General features: G+C 64.9%; 13 protein-coding genes and 1 pseudogene. 5 read left to right on the top strand and 9 right to left on the bottom strand.

Annotated features, from left to right (window positions below; all coding sequences use genetic code 11):
• Positions 1 to 60 precede the first annotated feature (60 nt).
• Together mcpA and KHO27_RS13365 are read right to left on the bottom strand one after the other, a co-directional pair.
• Entirely contained in the window at positions 61 to 1,947 is a 1,887-nt protein-coding gene (gene mcpA / locus KHO27_RS13370; protein ID WP_046854867.1) for a methyl-accepting chemotaxis protein McpA, read from the bottom strand.
• Between the two features lie 150 nt (positions 1,948 to 2,097).
• Entirely contained in the window at positions 2,098 to 2,976 is an 879-nt protein-coding gene (locus KHO27_RS13365) for a LysR family transcriptional regulator (protein ID WP_214500355.1), read from the bottom strand.
• 100 nt (positions 2,977 to 3,076) lie between these two features.
• Between KHO27_RS13365 and KHO27_RS13360 the strand changes: the two genes are divergently transcribed.
• Positions 3,077 to 3,505 (top strand): PACE efflux transporter, encoded by a 429-nt coding sequence (locus tag KHO27_RS13360; protein WP_102685364.1) that lies wholly within the window; start codon positions 3,077 to 3,079, stop codon positions 3,503 to 3,505.
• A gap of 19 nt (positions 3,506 to 3,524) precedes the next feature.
• On the opposite strand, the gene KHO27_RS13355 is transcribed toward KHO27_RS13360, so the two are convergent.
• Positions 3,525 to 4,529 carry a hypothetical protein gene (locus tag KHO27_RS13355; protein WP_214500354.1) on the bottom strand — a complete coding sequence of 335 codons (1,005 nt, stop codon included), beginning with the start codon at positions 4,527 to 4,529 and terminating at the stop codon, positions 3,525 to 3,527.
• A 117-nt stretch (positions 4,530 to 4,646) separates the two neighbouring features.
• Positions 4,647 to 5,090, bottom strand: a complete 444-nt coding sequence (locus KHO27_RS13350; RefSeq protein ID WP_110700983.1) for a GNAT family N-acetyltransferase — start codon at positions 5,088 to 5,090, stop codon at positions 4,647 to 4,649.
• An 87-nt stretch (positions 5,091 to 5,177) separates the two neighbouring features.
• Between KHO27_RS13350 and KHO27_RS13345 the strand changes: the two genes are divergently transcribed.
• Entirely contained in the window at positions 5,178 to 5,729 is a 552-nt protein-coding gene (locus tag KHO27_RS13345; protein ID WP_214500353.1) for an isochorismatase family protein, read from the top strand.
• A 1-nt stretch (position 5,730) separates the two neighbouring features.
• Here the strand turns inward: KHO27_RS13345 and KHO27_RS13340 are convergent, their stop codons facing one another.
• The 4 genes from KHO27_RS13340 to KHO27_RS13325 form a co-directional block, all read right to left on the bottom strand.
• Positions 5,731 to 6,420, bottom strand: coding sequence for a GntR family transcriptional regulator (locus KHO27_RS13340; RefSeq protein ID WP_094011277.1), 690 nt, complete (start codon positions 6,418 to 6,420; stop codon positions 5,731 to 5,733).
• Positions 6,421 to 6,439: 19 nt separating this feature from the next.
• Positions 6,440 to 7,147: a FadR/GntR family transcriptional regulator gene (locus tag KHO27_RS13335; RefSeq protein WP_214500352.1), complete on the bottom strand. Its 708-nt coding sequence runs from the start codon at positions 7,145 to 7,147 to the stop codon at positions 6,440 to 6,442.
• 70 nt (positions 7,148 to 7,217) lie between these two features.
• The gene (locus tag KHO27_RS13330; protein WP_023631150.1) at positions 7,218 to 8,528 is read right to left on the bottom strand and encodes a C4-dicarboxylate transporter DctA; all 1,311 of its coding nucleotides are present in this window, start codon (positions 8,526 to 8,528) and stop codon (positions 7,218 to 7,220) included.
• Positions 8,529 to 8,737: 209 nt separating this feature from the next.
• Complete coding sequence (locus KHO27_RS13325; RefSeq protein WP_102683225.1) at positions 8,738 to 9,052, bottom strand: helix-turn-helix domain-containing protein; 315 nt, start codon at positions 9,050 to 9,052, stop codon at positions 8,738 to 8,740.
• A 255-nt stretch (positions 9,053 to 9,307) separates the two neighbouring features.
• Between KHO27_RS13325 and KHO27_RS26580 the strand changes: the two are divergent.
• From KHO27_RS26580 to KHO27_RS13315, 3 genes and pseudogenes are all read left to right on the top strand, one after another.
• A pseudogene (locus KHO27_RS26580) lies at positions 9,308 to 9,610 on the top strand (PAS domain-containing protein); the annotation flags it as partial.
• Positions 9,611 to 9,784: 174 nt separating this feature from the next.
• The gene (locus tag KHO27_RS13320) at positions 9,785 to 10,894 is read left to right on the top strand and encodes a methyl-accepting chemotaxis protein (RefSeq protein ID WP_371926904.1); all 1,110 of its coding nucleotides are present in this window, start codon (positions 9,785 to 9,787) and stop codon (positions 10,892 to 10,894) included.
• Between the two features lie 12 nt (positions 10,895 to 10,906).
• The gene (locus tag KHO27_RS13315) at positions 10,907 to 12,592 is read left to right on the top strand and encodes a putative bifunctional diguanylate cyclase/phosphodiesterase (RefSeq protein ID WP_110700977.1); all 1,686 of its coding nucleotides are present in this window, start codon (positions 10,907 to 10,909) and stop codon (positions 12,590 to 12,592) included.
• A gap of 13 nt (positions 12,593 to 12,605) precedes the next feature.
• On the opposite strand, the gene KHO27_RS13310 is transcribed toward KHO27_RS13315, so the two are convergent.
• Entirely contained in the window at positions 12,606 to 17,423 is a 4,818-nt protein-coding gene (locus KHO27_RS13310; RefSeq protein ID WP_214500350.1) for a dermonecrotic toxin domain-containing protein, read from the bottom strand.
• Between the last annotated feature and the right edge of the window lie 77 nt (positions 17,424 to 17,500).

Here is a 17,500-nt window from a genome sequence, read left to right as displayed (position 1 = left end):
CGAAGACCGTGATCGCGGGGTGAGCCCGCTCCTGCAACACGCACAGGAGCGGGCGGCAGGTCAGATGCGGAAGCTGCCCACCAGTTGCTTCAGGCGCCCGGCCTGCTGGCTCAGGGCGTCGCAGTGGCGCAGGGTGTCGTTGAGGTTCTCCACCCCTTGCTGGTTCAGTGCGTTGATCTGGGTGATGTCCAGGTTCAGGCTCTCGACCACGGCGGTCTGCTCTTCGGTGGCGGTGGCCACCGATTGGTTCATGCCGTCGATCTCGCCGATACGCTGGGTGACACTGGCCAGGCGCTCACCGGCCTCGTTGGCCACCTGAACGGTCTCTTCGCTGGAGACCTGGCTGGTGTTCATGGTGTGCACCGCCTCACGCGAGCCGACCTGCAGGCTGGTGATCATGCGGTGGATCTCTTCGGCCGATTCCTGGGTGCGGTGGGCCAGGTTGCGCACTTCGTCGGCAACCACGGCGAAACCACGCCCGGCTTCACCGGCACGGGCGGCCTCGATGGCGGCGTTGAGCGCCAGCAGGTTGGTCTGCTGGGAGATGCCCTTGATCACGTCGAGGATCTTGCCGATTTCGTCGGTGCTGGCGTTGAGGGTCTCAATCTGCTCGCAGGACTCGCTGATGCGCTCGGACAGGGCGGTCATGGCGCTGATCGCCTCTTCGACCACCTGGCGGCCACCGTTGGCCTGTTCGCTGGCGCCGCTGGCGTGCTGCGAGGCGTCGGCGGCGTTGCGGGCGATTTCCTGGGTGGCGGCGCCCAGTTCGTTGATCGCCGCGGCGACACTGTTGGTGCGCATGCTCTGCTCTTCGGAACCGGTGAGCGAGGCATTGGAGGCGACCACGACCTTTTCCGACAGGTCATGCACCAGGCGGGTGGCCGAGGACACTTCGCTGATCGAGGCGTGGATACGCTCGACGAAACGGTTGAACGAGGTGGCCAGCTCGCCGAACTCGTCCTTCTGCTCGACGGTCAGGCGGCGGGTCAGGTCGCCTTCGCCTTCGGCGATGTCCTGCATGGCGCGGCCCATGGTGGTCAGCGGGCGCATCAGTACCGGGATCAGCAGGCCGAGCAGGCCGGCGATGACGGCCACGGCGATGAGCATGGCGATGATGGCCGAGGTACGGAACTGGCTCAGCGGGGCGTAGGCTTTTTCTTTATCGATCGACAGGCCGATGTACCACTGCGCCGATGGCAGGCCGTCCACCGGAGCGAAGGAGATGATGCGGTCCTTGCCATCGAGGCTGACTTCCTGGATGCCGGATTCGACACGCAGCGGGGAGCCTGGGTAGATGTCCTTGAGGTTCTTCATCACCCGGTCTTTGTCCGGGCTGACGATCACCTGGCCATTGCGGTCGACCAGGAAGGCGTGGCCAAGGCCGCCGAAGTCCACGGCGTTGATGATGTCGACCAGGGTGTTCAGGCTCAGGTCGCCGCCGACCACGCCGATCAGCTCGCCGCTGGACTTGGCCTTGACCGGCATGGCGATGGTCACCACCAGGCCACCCACTGCGGCCATGTAGGGCGGGGTCAGCATCGTCTGGTTGGCGGCCACGGCCTGGGTGTACCAGGGGCGCTGACGCGGGTCGTAGCCGTCAGGCATCTTGGCATCGGGGCGCTGGGTGAACAGGCCGGTGTTCTGGCCAAAATAGGTGAACTGGAAGTTGCTGGTGTACGACGGCTGGTCGACCAGGCCCGGCACGTTGCTGCCGGCACCTTGCTGGGCGATGTCCTGGGCCAGGTTTTCCAGGACCAGGATGCGCCCGCTCATCCAGTTCTGCACGCTGCTGGCGGTCTGCGCGCCGGCCTGGCGCACCGAAGACTCGATGTTCTGGCGAATGGTGTTGCGTTGCAGGTAGTCGTTGTAGAGGGTGAACAGGGCGAAGGCCAGTACAACGACGGCGCAGGCACTGAGCAGGATCTTGTGGCGGAATTTCAGGTTCATGTTTCGAGACCTTGAGCCAGTGAAAGGAGGGCGCCGCGTGCTTGTGGCACGAGTGGCGGAGCCTGTTGCAACGCTATCGGCCGATTCTGAAAAATGTTGAAAGACTAAATGTCGCAGTAGTTGGCCGAATCGGCCTGCCAAGGTGACAAATCATTTCGAAGCCAACAGGCTCACCAACGTCCTGGCCGCCTGGCCGAGGGGTTGCTGTTTGAGCCAGAAGGCGTTCACCGGCAGTTGCAATTCGTTGCGGGTATTCTGAAATTGCAGGCGGACCAGGCGTCCGTCCGCAAGCAGCGGCGCCACCCGGGCCAGCGGCAGGTCGCCCCAGCCCAGGCCGGCCTCGACCATCTGCAGGGCCAGGTCCAGGCTGTCGGTGCGCCAGTGCGAGGTGCCGATCAGCGAGCGGGGATCGCTCAATGGCAGGTCGCGGCTGCACACCAGGATCTGGCGCAGGTTAACCAGGTCTTCAAGGTTGCGGATGCGTCCTTCGCACAGTGCGGGGTGGCGTGGCGACAGGGTGGCCACCAGCGATTCCAGGGCGATGTGCTGGAAGCTGCGTCGCGGGTCCACCTGCAGCCCGGCGAAGGCCAGGCACAGGCGCACCCGGCCACTGTCGAGCAGTTGCAGGGCCTCTTCCTGCGGGGCGGCGAGCAGTTCGATGTCCAGCAGCGGGTAGCGCTCGCCCAGGCGGGTGATGGCCCCGAGTAACGGGCGCTGGTCGATATCCGGCACCACGGCGATGGCCAGGCTGCTTTCCAGCCCACACGACAGCTCCAGCGCATGCACTTCCAACAGCCCCAGTTGTTCGGCGATCAGCCGGGCATGGGGCTCCAGGGCCTGGGCCTGGGCGGTCGGGCGTGCCTCCCGCGACCCACGCTCGAAGAGCGGGTAGCCAAGCTCGGCCTCGAGGTTGCCGATGGCCATGCTCACCGCCGAGGGTACCCGCCCGAGCGCCCGCGCGGCAGCCGAGAACGAACCGCTGTCGAGTACGGCGAGGAACAGCAGGATGGTATCGCTGGAAAAGTTCATGGCAGTCTCCTTTCAGTAAATCTGAAAGCTGACGACTTTTTCTGTCAAGCCTGTTGATGCATTCTGCGCGCCTTCGTCATATCCGCAACAAGGTAATCCCGTGCAAGGACTCAAACGCAAACTGGTCTACGTGACCTTCTATGAACTGATTGGCCTGTGCATGTCGACCCTGGGCCTGGCCTACCTATCCGACACCCAGGCTTCGCACACCGGCCCCCTGGCAGTGATGATCACCACCATCGCCATGGCCTGGAACCTCATCTACAACAGCCTGTTCGAGTGGTGGGAGAGCCACCAGGCCACCCGCGGGCGCAGCCTCGGGCGGCGGGTGGCGCATGCCATCGGCTTTCAGCTGACCCTGGTGGTGTACCTGATCCCGCTGATCGCCTGGTGGCTTAACATGACCCTTCTGGAGGCGTTGATGGTGGATCTGGCGTTCATCATCCTGGTGCCGTGCTACACCTTCGTCTACAACTGGGCGTTCGACCGCATCTTCGGGCTGCCGACTTCGGCGCTGGCGACTGCCTGAACGTGCTACCTGCGCGGGGTCATGGCGGCAGGCGAATCAACAACGGTTCCTGTGACCGGCTCCCGAGCAAGCTGTCCTCCACCTGCCCCGACAGGTAATACACCCCGGCCATGGCGCCGCTCTGGCGATTCTCCATCAGCTCCTGCCATTCCTGGTTCAGCGCCACATTGAGGATCACCCGCAGTTGCTCGACCATCTGCGGCTGTTCACGGTCGTGGGTGATGATGCCGTAGCCGGTTGCCGCCACCGAGATCAACGCCCCTGCCGCCTTGCCCACGGCCGCCGCGATGGCACTGGCGGCACCGCGTGGCGCCAGTGTGGCGCCAAGTTTCTCGCTGGCCTGGGTGGCCACCGACGACAATCCTGCCTCGGTCTGCCCGGGGGCCTTGGCGGCCTGTTGGTGCAGGTGCTGGCGCAGGGACTGCCAGGCCAGCTGTTGGTCCAGCGACTTGGCCCGCAGCAGTTGGTAAAGCGAGGCATTGCGTGCATCCGGCGGGCCCAGGGCGATGATCGGGATGCGGTTGAGGCGCTGGCTGAACTGCTCGGGCGGGGCGTTGTAGCGCTGGATGATGCTCGGCAGTTGCTGGCCGAGCAGTTGCAGGTACAGTTCGCTGGCGCGGTCGCGAATGCCCTCGGGGTTGATCTGTTCGGCCACCGGTTCGATGACCCGTTCGCGGTACTGTTCCTGCAGATAAAGGCCCAGGCGCTTTTCAGCTGGCTCCTGGCCATTGCCACTGTTCATCTTGTACCAGGCGACCTTGAGCGTGAGCCACTGCTGGGTCCAGTAACCGGTGAACCAGGGGATGAAGTCGTTCTCGGTGCGTTGCTGCACTTGCTCTTTCCACACGCGCATGGAACGCCGGGCGTAGTCGTTGGCCGAGCCCGCAGCGGCGACCGAGGCCTCGATGATGTCCTGGTCGATGCGCTGCCAGACGGCCGGAGGCAGGTTCTGCGGCGGGGGCGGGGCGGGTGGGCGTTTGCCGGCGCAGCCTGCGAGGGCCAGCAAGAGACAGAGCGGAACCATCGCGAGGATCGATTTCACGCGGATTGCCCCCTTGGCGAGAGGCTGGGTGATTAACCGAAGTATAGGTTTGTCTTGAGGGCCTCATCGCGGGGCAAGCCCGCTCCCACGGGGAGCGCGTCAGCCCACCCGTTTCAGGTGCAGCAACGGGAACGGATCGCCTTGTCCATCCACCTCGCTGCGTCCGACCTGGACGAAGCCCAGCTTGAGGTAGAACCCCACGGCCTGTGGGTTCTGTTCGTTGACATCGACTTCTCGTACGCCCAGCTCATCGACCACGTGGGCCAGCAAGGCTTTGCCGATGCCTTGGCCACGGCAGGCCGGGTCGACGAAGAGCATTTCCAGCTTGCCATCATGCACCCCGGCAAACCCCTGTATATGGCCGGCGCCGTCCGCCCAGGCACGCAGCTGGACAAAACCCAGGTACTGCTCGCGTACCAGCGGGCGCAGGCGCTCGATGTAGCCCGCGGGCAGGAAGTCGTGGGTCGCCCGCACCGAGGCTTCCCACAGATCGGCCAGCCGATCGTAGTGTTGCGCGCCGACTGGCGCGATAGTGAAGTTCATAGGCCCTCCCAGGCATTTTGGTAATCGGTTTTAGGGTACGGCATTGCGCTATGCTCGGCATTGCGTCCGCGAACAGGAGAGCTGCTGATGAAGGGTGCCAAGGCCGACGCCTTGCTGCTGGTGGATGTGCAGTGCGCTTTCATGGAGGGCGCCGATGCGGTGCCTGGCCACCTGGCCTTGCAGCAGAGCATCGCCCATTTGCTTGGCCGCGCCCGCCAGGCCGGGGTGCCGGTGATCTTCCTGCAGAACGACGGTGCGCCGGGCAGCCCGGATGCCCCGCACAGTGCCGGCTGGGAGCTGTACTTTCCGCCTGCGCGGGGCGAGCACGTGCTGTTCAAGACCGAGGACGATGGCTTTCTCGAAACCGCTTTGCAAACCCTGCTCAACGCCCTCGGGGCCCGGCGCCTGGCCCTGTGTGGCGTGCTCTCGGAGATGTGCCTGGCTGGCACTGCCCGTGCCGCGCTGCAAAGGGGCTTCGAAGTGTTGCTGCCCCACGATGCCCACGCCACCTACGACGTGCCCTCCGGCCCTGGCGGCTCGCCGGGTGTGCCCGCCGCCCTGGCAGCCAGGGCGGCGGAGTGGTCGCTGGGGGACGAAGTGCAGATCCTGCCCGGCGTCGAGGCCGTGGCGTTCGCTTGATTCAGCCGGCCTGATCCAGATCGAGTTTGGCCTCGAGGCGGTCCAGATGTTCATGCATCAGGCCCAGCGCTGCCTGGCCGTCGCCGTTTTCCACCGCGTCGATGATCGCCGCATGTTCCTGCCAGGCGCAGTGCTCGCAGCAGGGCGCTTCGTAGCGGGCGATGATCAGCGAAGTCATGGGTACCAGGCCATTGAGAAAACGCGCCAGCGGCGCGTTGGCGGCCATCTGCGCCAGCTTCATGTGGAACTCGCCGCCCAGGCGAATGGCCGTGCAGCGTTCGCCGCGTTCATGGTGCTGGCGTTCGCGTTCGACCAGTTGGCGTAGTTGGCGGATCTGTGCCGGGCGCGCGCGCTGGGTGGCCAGGCCGATCAGCGTGGTCTCGGCCAGGCGCCGGGCGCTGAGCACCTGGCGCGCCTGTTCAGGGTCGGGGGCGGCCAGGTGCGCGGTGTGGCTGGGGCGCTGCACTACCACCTGCTGGTCGGACAGGCGCCCGAGCACCCGGCGGATCACCGTGCGGCTGACGCCGAAAGCATTGCCCAGCGCCTGCTCGGGCAGGGCGCTGCCGGGTGGCAGGCGTTGTTCGAGGATGGCATCGAACAGGCGGGGGTAGATTTGTTCCGCCGACAGGCGGGTCTCGCCGGCACCGAGCAGGGCAGGCAGGCGGGGGGCGGCTTGGGCACAGGCGGTCATTGTCGCTCTCCTTCTTTGTTCAGTTGCCTGGTTGGTCGTCCGGGATGTTCAGGGCGATGCCCATGCGCTGGCCTTCGGCGAGGATGTGCTGGCGCATCTGCTGGCTGGCCTTGGCGCTGTTGCGCTCGCGGATGGCGCGCACCACCGCCTCGTTCTCGCTCAGGCGCGCGGCCAGGTGCTCGGGCGAGTTGCGCAGCATGTCGGCGCTCTGCTTGAGGGCGTTGCCGGTCTGCTGCACGACGCTCTGGAAGATCGGGTTGGTGGTCAGCGCGAACAGCGCCTCGTGGAAGGCGATGTAGGCATTGATGCCAGCCTCGCTGTCGCCGACGTCGAGGGCTTCGCGCATGTCCATCAGGGTCAGGCGCAACTGGCCGATGTCCTGGCTGCCGGCCGATTGAGCCACCAGGCCGGCAATGAAAGGCTCAAGGGTGTAGCGCAGCTCGAGCACGTCGGCCAGGCTGGCCTCGGCGATGGTGTCCGGCTCTTGCGCCTGGCTGGCGTCGGCGTCGGCATCGAGCACCAGCACGCCCTTGCCCGGCATCGAGCGCACCAGGCCCAGGGTTTCCAGCACGATCACCGCCTCGCGCAGGCTGGGCCGGCTGATGCCCAGCTGTTCGGCCAGCTCGCGCTGGCCGGGCAGCATGTCACCGCTGCGCCACTGGCCACGGGCCAGGGCCTGGCGGAGTTTCTCCACCACTGAATTGACTACGGTCGAAGAGCTGATCACGGTTCGCTCCTTGGTTGACGCTGCATCTTTGCCCTTGGCGGGCCGGCGCGGGGCGCCGGCGGCCTTGGGCTTAGAATTCCTGTTGATGGGGTTGGCCCTGCTTGCGGGTGGCCGGGGCGAACCCGGGTTTGTTGGCCAGCACATTGTTGGCGCGTTCCAGGTCGATGTCCTTCTCCCAGCGGGCGATGGCCACGGTGGCGACGCAGTTGCCGATCAGGTTGGTCAGCGCCCGGCCGATACCCATGAACCAGTCGACTGCCAGCACCAGCACCAGGCCGACCACCGGGATCGCCGGGACCGCGGTCAGGGTGGCGGCGAGGATCACCAGGGCCGAACCTGGGATGCCGTGGGCGCCCTTGGAAGTCACCAGCGACACCAGAAGAATGGTCAGCAGGTCGGTCATGGCCAGCGGCGTGCCGGTGGCGTTGGCGATGAACACGATGGCCAGGGTCAGGTAGATCGAGAAACCATCGAGGTTGAACGAGTAGCCCGTGGGGATCACCAGGCCGACGGTGGAGCTACCGATACCGAGGTGCTCGAGCTTGCGCATCACCTGGGGCAGCACGGCGTCAGAGGAGGCAGTGCCGAGGACGATGGACAGTTCTTCGCGCAGGTACTTGATGAACGGCAGCAGCTTGAGCCCGGACAGACGCATCACCGTGCCGAGGATGATCAGCACGAAGCCGGCGCAGGTCAGGTAGAACAGTGCCACCAGGCCGCCCAGGTGCTGCAGCGAGCTCAGGCCGTATTTGCTGGTGGTGAAGGCGATGGCGCCGAACACACCGATGGGGGCCAGGCGGACGATCATGCCCATGATGCGGAAGATTACATGGCTGAGCTCGTTGATCAGCCGCGAAATGCCCGAGGCCGACTCACCGACCAGGTTCAGCGCGCTGCCGAACAATACCGAGAACAGCAGCACCTGGAGGATGTTGTTGTCGGCGAAGGCGCCCACCACCGAAGTGGGGATCAGGTCCATGAGGAAGGTGGTGGTGCTGTGGATATGCGCGCCACGGTCGGCCAGGGCGCCGGCATCCGCGCTGGACAGCTGGTCGAGGTGGATGTTGGCGCCGCTGCCGATGCCGGTGGAGAAGGCGAACACCAGGCCGATGACCAAGGCCAGGGTGGTCAGCACCTCGAAGTAGATCACTGACTTCAGGCCGATGCGCCCGACCTTCTTCAGGTCGCCGGCGCCGGAAATGCCGCTGACCACCACGCAGAACACGATCAGGCCGATGAGCATCTTGATCAGCTTGATGAAGCCGTCACCCAGGGGTTTGAGTTGCAGGGACAGGTCGGGGAAGCTCAGGCCGCAGATCACGCCGAGGGCGAGGCCGAGCACAACCTGGAGGAAAATCGAACGCGAACACCATTTGAGCATGGGAGGAGTCTCTGGTCGGTGTCCTTGCCCCCCAAGCCACACGGAGCGAAAGAGTGCAGGACTTAATTATTGTGGTCTTACCGGTTTGTTCACTGCGAGGGCTATAAAACGCCGATTTTTCCGACAATGCAAGGGTTTTTGGCCTTACCGGTCTGACCAGTTGTGGTGCACTGACGGGCAGTCTGCTCTAGCGTGGTGCGCGGGGGATTTCACAGTTTGGCGAGCACCTGATCGACGGCGGCGATCAGCTTGCCGAGGTCCTTGGGGGGGGCGTTGTGGATGACGCCGAAGAGGTAGGCGCGTTGTTCTTCGACGTCATCGGGGTCGGTGAAAAACGCTTTTGGCTTGACCCCCAGCGCCTCGGCAAAGCTCACCAACGACTCGATGCTGGGGGTGTAGGTGCCGGTTTCGAAGCGGCTGATGGTCTTGGGGTCAAAGCCGGTTCGCTCGCCCAGTTGTGCCTGAGTGAAGCCTGCCAGTTTGCGGTAGCGGCGCAGGGCAGGACCTAGACCTGTTCTCGTCATCGCTTAATTCCCATTTAGAATCAAGCACTTAACGATATATGTCGATATAGCGCAACGCCATGATCCATCACCTTTATTTGCAAAATGTGATGGAATTCGTAGAATTCGTTGCTTTGATTGATCAGTCATTCAAGTAGTCGTCCAGGGCGATCCGGTCATCCACCGGCCCGTGTGCAAGCGTTGGCGGACATTGGAACTGATCCAGGATGAACGGTTCCGGCACACCTGGCCTCCTGTCAGGCCGCGTGTCGGGCCGTGTATGAATGGAGTCTCATCGTGCGTCAGAACCTGCCGGTCAATCCGGTCGAGCAAAGCTTTCCCGAGCACCAGCGGCTCATTTCGGCCACCGATACGGCCAGCCTGATCACCTACTGCAACGCCGAGTTCGCGGCCATCAGCGGCTTCAGCCAGGACGAGCTGATCGGCAGCCCGCACAACCTGGTACGCCATCCAGACATGCCCGAGGCGGTGTTCGAGCTGATGTGGCAGTACCTCAAGGCCGGCCGCAGCTGGATGGGTGTCGTCAAGAACCGCTGCCGTAACGGCAACTTCTATTGGGTCAACGCCTACGTCACACCGATGCTCGAGAATGGCCAGGTGATCGGCTACGAGTCGGTGCGCGTGCGCCCGACCCGTGAGCAGGTGGCCCGTGCCGAAGCTGTGTATGCCCGGTTGCGCGAGAGCAAGGCGGCGCTGTCGCCGGCCCGGCGCCTGGCGTTGCTGGGCCGGGCCATGGCGCTGCCACTGCTGGCCGGAGCCGCGGCCATCGCCGGCAACCAGCTGCTGCCCGACCTGCCTGCCCAAGGCTTGACCCTGGCGCTGTTCGCTGGCGTCGGCCTGTGGGCGCAAAGCCGCATGAGGCGCCACTTGCGGCGTATCGTCCAGGTGGCGGACAGCACCTTCAGCGACCCGGTCGCGGCCTTGACCTACAGTGATCTGCCGGGTGCTGCCGGGCAGCTGGAGCTGATCCTGATCAGCGAGGAGGCGCGCCTGAAGACCGCGCTGACTCGCCTGAGCGACCTCGCCGCGCAGATGGCCGGCGCCGCCCAGGATGCCGGGCGGCTATCGCGCAGCACCGAATCGGCGTTACTCGAACAGCGCGCCGAGACCGACCTGACCGCCACCGCCATGACTCAGATGGCCGCCTCGATCGGCGAAGTCGCGGGCCACGTGCAACTCACCGCCGAGCAGGCGCAGACCGCGCACCTGCTGGCCGGGCAGGGCAGCCAGGTGGCCGATGCCACGGGGGCGGCGATCCAGAGCCTGGCTGGCACGGTCGGGCAGATCAACCAGGCGGTCAACGACCTCGCCGGTCAGACCGGTGCCATCGCCGAGGCGGCCGGGATGATCCGTGCCATCGCCGAGCAGACCAACCTGCTGGCGCTCAACGCCGCCATCGAAGCCGCCCGTGCCGGCGAGCAGGGCCGCGGCTTTGCGGTGGTCGCCGATGAAGTACGTGCCCTGGCCGACAAGACCCGCCAATCCACGCTGCATATCCAGTCGATCATCGACAGTTTGCGCGGTGGCGCCGAGCAGGCGGTGAGCATCGCCAGCGAGGGTATCGAGGGTGCGCAACAGGGTGTGACCCAGGTCGCCCTGACCCAGGAAGCTTTGCAAGGCATCCGCCACGCCGTGCAGCGCATCAGCGATATGAGCCAGCAGATGGCCGCAGCCTCGCACGAGCAATCCAGTGTCGCCGAGGATGTCTCGCGGCAGATCAACGGGGTGGCGGGTACGGTCCAGCAGAGCGCGCGCCGCGCCAATGCCGCTGCCGTGCGTGGCGCGGAGCTCGAGCAGGTGTGCGCTGGGTTGCGTGCCTTGGTGGAGCGCTTCAACCGCTAGGTTGCGATGCTTATGGACGACAATTACCGCGCGGCCGTCGATGCGGCCGCGATCTTTTCCGAAACCGACCTGCGTGGTTGCATCACCTACGTCAACCAGCAGTTCTGCAGCATCTCCGGCTACAGCCGCGAGGAACTGCTGGGGGCCAACCACCGCATCCTCAATTCCGGGCTGCACGAGCCGACCTTCTTCCTCGAGATGTGGCGCGCCCTGGCCGCTGGCCGGGTATGGAAGGGCGAGATCTGCAACCGGGCCAAGGACGGCTCGCTGTACTGGGTAGACAGCACCATGGTGCCGCTGATCGACCCGCACACCGGCAAGGTGCGCAAGTATGTGTCGATCCGCTTCGACGTCACCGAGAAGCGCCAGTTGCTGCACACCCTGCAGTGGCGTGTGGGGCACGACGTGCTGACCGGCCTGCCCAACCGTGCCTATCTGTCCGACCTGCTCAACCAGGCCCTGGCGTTCTCCCGGCGCGAAAGCATTCCCCTGGCTGTCTGCATGCTCGACCTCGATGGCTTCAAGGCGGTCAACGATGGCTACGGCCATGCCACTGGCGATCTGCTGCTGGTGGAGGTCGCCCAGCGCCTGCAGGACATCCTGCGTGGCGGTGATGCGGTGGCGCGGCTATCGGGGGACGAGTTCGTGTTGATCCTGCGGCATATCGAAGGCCCGCAGCAGCTCGACGCCGCGTTACGGCGCATCCTCCAGGCGCTGGCCGCGCCTTACACGGTACGCGAGCACCCGTTGAGCCTGAGCGCGAGCATCGGCGTCACCCTGTTCCCGCAGGACGACGAGGATGCCGACACCCTGGTGCGCCACGCCGACCAGGCGATGTACGTGGCCAAGCAGCGCGGGCGCAACCGCTACCACCTGTTCGACGTGTCCCAGGAGCTCGAGCTCAAGGCCACCCACCAGACGGTGGCACGGGTGCGCCAGGCCCTGCGCCAGGGCGAGCTGTGCCTGTACTACCAGCCGAAGGTGAACATGCGCAGCGGTCAGGTGATCGGTTTCGAGGCGTTGCTGCGCTGGATGCACCCCTCCAAGGGGCCGGTGCCGCCGGGGGAGTTCCTGCCCTTCGTGGAGCAGACCGACCTGATCGTCGAGCTGGGCGAATGGGTCATCGACCAGGCCTTGACCCAACTGCAGCAGTGGCAGCTGTCCGGGCGCGATTGGTCACTGAGCGTCAACATCGCCGCCCGCCAGTTGCAGCGCGGCGACTTCGCCCAACGCCTGGAGCGGTTGCTGGCGCGAAATCCCGGGGTGTCGCCAGGGCGCCTGGACCTGGAGATCGTCGAGTCGGTGGCAATCGACAACCTGCCGCGAGTCGGCCGCTGCCTGGATGCCTGCCGAGCACTGGGCGTGCGTTTCTCCCTGGATGACTTCGGCACTGGCTACTCCTCGCTGAGCTATCTCAAGCGCTTACCGGCGCAGACCATCAAGATCGACAAGTCCTTCGTGCGCGACATCCTGCATGACCATGACGACCTGGCCCTGGCCGGTGCGGTGATCGGGCTCGCGCGGGCGTTCGGGCGTGAGGTGGTGGCCGAGGGAGTGGAAAGCATCGAGCACGGCAAGGCGCTCATGGCGTTGGGCTGCGAGCTGGCCCAGGGGTATGGCATTGCCAGGCCGATGCCGGCTGCCGAGGTCGTCGGCTGGGTCGCGGGCTATCAACAGCCGGTGGACTGGCAGTGCTGAATGCGTATAGCGCTCAAGCTGGGCGCAGCCCCAGCGTTTCTCGTGTCAGGCTGCCCATGAGTGAGGTCTCTGCCTGTTGTCGCGTGCTCAATAACACAGAGGATATGCCCAGATAGAGCGTGCCTTCATCGACATAGCGTCCAGATACCAGATCGACACGTAGCAACCAGCCGTCGCGTTGCCACTGGATCGCCGGGTAGTCACGTACCAGTACATCGATGAAGGCCTGTGGCACCGTTGGCCCGGTGTAGACGGTATCGACCGGCCCGGCTTCGCTCAGGGTGTCGAAGTACTCGGAAGCGCCTGCCCATTCGTTCACCAGAGCGGTGAAGCGCGCCGGATGCAAGCGCCTCATCCACCCCTGCCAGAACGCTTGGTCGGTAGCCCACTCGGCCAGTCGAGCGAGGTTGCTGTACTGCTCGACATCGGCTGCCAGCCGCTGCAGCGTGGGCCCGGACAATCGTGCCAGATAGTCGAAGCGGATCACCTGGGGTTGCGATGGCAGGTTCAGGCGCGTTTGCAACTGCATGCGGGCGTGCAGCGCCATCTCTACCTCATCGAGCGGGTAATTGGGGTCCGTCAGTTGTTCGTCGGGGAGGTCGTCGTCCGGGTCAAGCGCCGGGGCGGCCTGGTCCGGCGCCTGGGCCAGCACGCGGCGCCTGGTGGCCCGGGCATTGAACAATGCGCCAATACGTTCGTCCAGGCGTTGTTGGCGCAGCAGTGCGGTAGCGGTGTCGATCGCGACCTGGGTATCGCTGGCATTGGCCGGCGCCCGTGCTACGGTACGCCAGACGTTGACCTGAGTCTCGACCTGCTGGAACAGCAGTTCGGCCTGGTCGACACATTCCTGACCTGCGTCCCTGAGCAAGTCATTGATCTGCTGCTGCAATTCGGCGCGTCCCCAGCCCGGAACATCGTGAGTGGCGGGCTCCAGGTCGGCGAGGGTGATCAGTATGTCCTGCATGCGGCGGCTCATGGTCGTGGGGCTGCGCTGGAAGTCGGGGGTCTGAGGGAGTCGTTCGAAAAGTGCATACAAAGGGCGCCATTGCGGGGCCTGCGCGGTGTTGGTCACATGCAGTTGCAGATCCTCGGGCCAGTCGCTGCGCCACAGTTGTGCTTCCGATGACCCTGTCACGGGGGTGAGCCCGGCATCCACCAGGCGCAGCAGTGCCCGCTCGGAAAACGGATTGCCGTTCAAGTTGTATGAAACGTCCTCGCCGGCCCGCAGGGCTTGGGCGAATGCGCTATCACGCAGATGTGGAGCATCCTCCAGCAGGTTGCTGCTCAGGTCCAGTTCGCGAAGCTGCAGGGGGCGCTGGTTCAACAGTTGCTCGATGCCGATGGGCCATTGCGACAGGGCGCTATCCTCCAGGTCCAGGCGTTGCAGGCGCTGCCACCCCGTCAGGTCAGGTGCCATGTCCAATGGGTTGTCACTGAGGTACATTGTTTGCAGCCGGTTCAGTCCGTTGAGCGCGGCACGGCTTTGTTCGGTGAGCGTGATGTCGTTCAGTGACAGGCTCAGGTGGGTCAGTGCTGGCCATTGCTGCAGGGCCTGGAAGTGCTCGGCCTCCCAGGCCAGGTAGTTTTCGTCCGCTACCAGCAGCCATAGATGTTGCAGCGACGACAGGCGCTGCAAGCTCTCAGCACTGATGTTCTCGACCGCGCCAGTCAGTAGCAGGCGCTCCAGCCTGGGTAGTCGAGTGAGCACTCCAAGGCTCGCTTCGCTGTCGATGTCCAGACGATTGCCGCTCAGGTCCAGCGAGCGCAGTTGAGTCAGCTCGCCCAAGGCCTCGGGAAGTTCATTAAGGCGACATTGAGTCAGGTCGAGGTAGCGCAGGTTCGGGAAAGCACGCAGGAACGGATCGATATTGGCGTTGTACAAATCCTGGAGATTGCTCAGCGCCAGGTGGCGGACATGGGGCAGGCGTGTTTCCATGCGGGGCAGTTCAGCCAGATGTTCCGCATCCAGTTGCAGGACAACGTGATTCAGGGTGGATTCGCTATCGGGCGTGCCCTGTCGCCGCCAGGCGCGGCGAATGCTGAGAGCAGCAGAGCTGCGGGCGTTGCGGCGCACGTGGAAAGTATCGGCAGGGTCCGGGGCGGTCAGGTCGATCCACCGCTGCAAGCCAATATCGAGGGTATTGAAGTCGGCGCGTTGGGCTTCGAGCAGGCGTTCAAAAGCGCCTGGGCGGCTGCCTGCCTCTTCCCGCAGGCGCAGGCGCAACTGCTCCCGATTGTTCAATGGATCTTCAGGGTACAGCTGGTCGAACAGTTCGTCTTCTGTCAGCCAGCCTTGCCCCCGACCGCTCAAGGCATAACCGAGCCGGCCATCTGCGAGTCGCCCTGGCAGCCTGAAGAGTTTGCGCAGCGGCGGCATGCGCAGGGCTGCTGTAACCTGGTCGCGCTGGGTGTGGGCGCGCAGGAACAGTGCATCGCGCAGGCCCTGCGCCGTTTGCTCTGGCAGTTCCAGCGCCCGGCGTTGCGGCTCAGGCAGGGCTTCGAACAAGGCGTGGAACAGATCGACCCGGTCGGCCGGCATGGCGCCGGTTTGCCAATAACGGTAGCCGAGGGCGTCGCGGGTCAGTGTGATCGCGGGTAAGTGTGGTGCTCCGACGGCAAGCAACAGTTTGCCTTCGGGCGTGTCCTGGCGAAGCTCGATACGCAGTGAGGTATCTCTGCCAGACATGTGCGAAAGCACGGCAAAGGCGACCTCATCACGGTCCGCATGGCCCGCCTGCCCCTGGTAGAAGCCTTGCAGGGCGCGGTTGATCCTTGCTTCGCGCTGATAGAGTCGGGCCGATTCCGCGATGGCCAATGGTACGCGTCTGTGCTCGCGCAGCATGTGCAGATCTTCGCGCGTAGCTTCGTCCAGCACTTGCGCCCGTACTCGAGGGCTGAGCGAAGGAAAGTCGCGTGCCAAGGTTTCATCGCCCGCCCCAGGTACAGGGAGCGGGACAGGATCTGCCCCGAGCGCCTGCAGGCTGTCGAGCAGCAGGGCGGGAGCTGGTTCGCGCTCCACGATCACCTTGCGCAGGGCATTCGCATCATAGCTGCTGGCCTGCAAGGCACGTAGCGCCAGGGTATCGTCCAACCCTCGGGTGGGGGGGCCAAGCCGGCGCAGCAGCTGCCATGTATCCCAGCTTGCCGGGCGTTCGTGGCCCAGCAGCCAGGCGCCTTGGCCGTTGCTGCCACGCAGTACAGGTTTATGGCGCACGCCGCGGGCAGGCTGGAGCTGCCATCGATCAGCGGTGCCTTGCTCGAGCTCGAATGCCCGGTTCTCCAGGATCAGCCAGTGTTTGTCATTCCAGCGTGGCAGGCCGGTGGCATGCAGGGGAGTGTCGACGGGCCAGGGCGCTTCCCTGGAGAAGGGCATCAAATTGCCGCTCCACAGGCGGGTGCCCGATTCACCGTGCGCGGGTAGCCAGTCATGCAGCACGCCTGGCGGCTCGGCAAAACCGCGGGCAGCGAAGCCGAGCACGGCGAACTGTGCGAGGTTGCCGATGACGTCGAACAGGTGATGGATCGCCGCGTCGGCATCCCCTTCATTGGCCGCATGAATACCATCGAGGAATGTACCCACCAGCTGTGCTCCCCCCACCATGAGCATCGGCAGTTGCAAGACCTCCAGCGGCAGGCTCGCCAGGTTGAGCACGGTCATGCCGATACTCAACCAGTGTTCAAGTTGCTGTGCCAATTGCTCGGCATCGCGCTGGGCGGTCGGCACCGCCTGTGTCCGAGCGTCCGCGAGAAGGCGTTGCACCGCCAGGCGTGCCCGTGCCTCGAAACAATCGCCGTCCCAAGGCACGAACGCCATTGGCAGGCGCGCATTGTGATCGAGGGTTTCCTGCCAGATGGCGCCGAAAGGTGGAAACCATTGGCTGAGCCAGCTGACCCTGTCGCCTTTGGTCAGTTCCGGCATGGGGGTTCGCAGCCCCAGGTAGGGGTAGCGCGGGAACAGGGTTTCGCGCAGCCGTCTGAAGAAGTGCGGTTTATCAAAGTCTGCGATGTAGCGAGCGAAGTGCCGGCGGAAGCGATCATTGCGCAAGCGGCGGGTCAAGGCCTGGGCGGCATGCTGGAACGTTGGATAACCCGTCAAGGGAGTGTCATCGCCAGGCAGATAAAGAAAGCAGCTTTCCTCCCGCCCTCGAGGTGTGCGCCGCATGAGCAGCGGCCCATGGATGACGGTATCGAAAATGCGCAGCGAGCAGCACTGCAGGGCGCATCGTTGCCCTGAAGCGGAAGTTGTGAAGTCGCGTTTCCCGACAAGCGCCTCGCCGAGCGCCAGCTGGCTCGGATCCAGCAGCCCCCGCAGATCGGCGATCACCAGGTCAGCGGCCAGGGCGTTGCGGTCCTGCAGGGCCAGCATGGTGCGAAAGCGGGCGTTATCGACGCTGGTGCGCAGCAATCGTTGATATTGTCCGCCGATGTCGAGCGCGCGCACGCCGTCGACAAAACGTTGGTTGTCCAGCGACAGGTTGTCGCCATGGCGTGCGGTTGCCAGGCGCACCCGGCTGCCTTTGGCGAAGTTCAGTAATGCCGCTTCCAGCCAGCTCATGTCGCGCCGGGAGTCGATGTTCCAGAGCCAGCCTTGCGAAGAGGTCGGTAATGACTGGTTCGGGTACCATTCGCGCAGGCTGGGTTCAAGCTTCTGCTCGGCAAAGGACTGGGGCGTGGCGATCATGTCGAGATGCTCGCGCACCTGACGGCTGGTGCTGTGGCTGGCGCGAATGCGTGATTCGAGCGTTGCCCGGCGGCCCTGTCCGGCCTGGCGTAACCAGGTCGGCAGGCGGGCGTCGATGAACGCGCTGAGGGGTGGAAGGGGCGAAGTCATCCGGTCGGCTCTCTGCAGGGAAAGCCAGAAGTCTGGGCAGTTGCCCGGTGATGGTGTGGTAGGTGGGTACTACCGGC

The sequence above is a fragment of the Pseudomonas sp. RC3H12 genome (assembly GCF_018596375.1).
GTDB lineage: Bacteria > Pseudomonadota > Gammaproteobacteria > Pseudomonadales > Pseudomonadaceae > Aquipseudomonas.
This window is presented reverse-complemented; position numbering and strand designations above follow the sequence as displayed.

What these genes read in the sequence shown, in the direction of transcription:
- KHO27_RS13310 (WP_214500350.1), bottom strand. Translation starts at nt 17,423, where the DNA reads ATGACTTCGCCCCTTCCACCCCTCAGCGCGTTCATCGACGCCCGCCTG.
- KHO27_RS13315 (WP_110700977.1), top strand. Translation starts at nt 10,907, where the DNA reads ATGGACGACAATTACCGCGCGGCCGTCGATGCGGCCGCGATCTTTTCC.
- KHO27_RS13350 (WP_110700983.1), bottom strand. Translation starts at nt 5,090, where the DNA reads ATGAACTTCACTATCGCGCCAGTCGGCGCGCAACACTACGATCGGCTG.
- mcpA (WP_046854867.1), bottom strand. Translation starts at nt 1,947, where the DNA reads ATGAACCTGAAATTCCGCCACAAGATCCTGCTCAGTGCCTGCGCCGTC.
- KHO27_RS13365 (WP_214500355.1), bottom strand. Translation starts at nt 2,976, where the DNA reads ATGAACTTTTCCAGCGATACCATCCTGCTGTTCCTCGCCGTACTCGAC.
- KHO27_RS13340 (WP_094011277.1), bottom strand. Translation starts at nt 6,420, where the DNA reads ATGACCGCCTGTGCCCAAGCCGCCCCCCGCCTGCCTGCCCTGCTCGGT.
- KHO27_RS13355 (WP_214500354.1), bottom strand. Translation starts at nt 4,529, where the DNA reads ATGGTTCCGCTCTGTCTCTTGCTGGCCCTCGCAGGCTGCGCCGGCAAA.
- KHO27_RS13325 (WP_102683225.1), bottom strand. Translation starts at nt 9,052, where the DNA reads ATGACGAGAACAGGTCTAGGTCCTGCCCTGCGCCGCTACCGCAAACTG.
- KHO27_RS13320 (WP_371926904.1), top strand. Translation starts at nt 9,785, where the DNA reads ATGGCGCTGCCACTGCTGGCCGGAGCCGCGGCCATCGCCGGCAACCAG.
- KHO27_RS13330 (WP_023631150.1), bottom strand. Translation starts at nt 8,528, where the DNA reads ATGCTCAAATGGTGTTCGCGTTCGATTTTCCTCCAGGTTGTGCTCGGC.
- KHO27_RS13345 (WP_214500353.1), top strand. Translation starts at nt 5,178, where the DNA reads ATGAAGGGTGCCAAGGCCGACGCCTTGCTGCTGGTGGATGTGCAGTGC.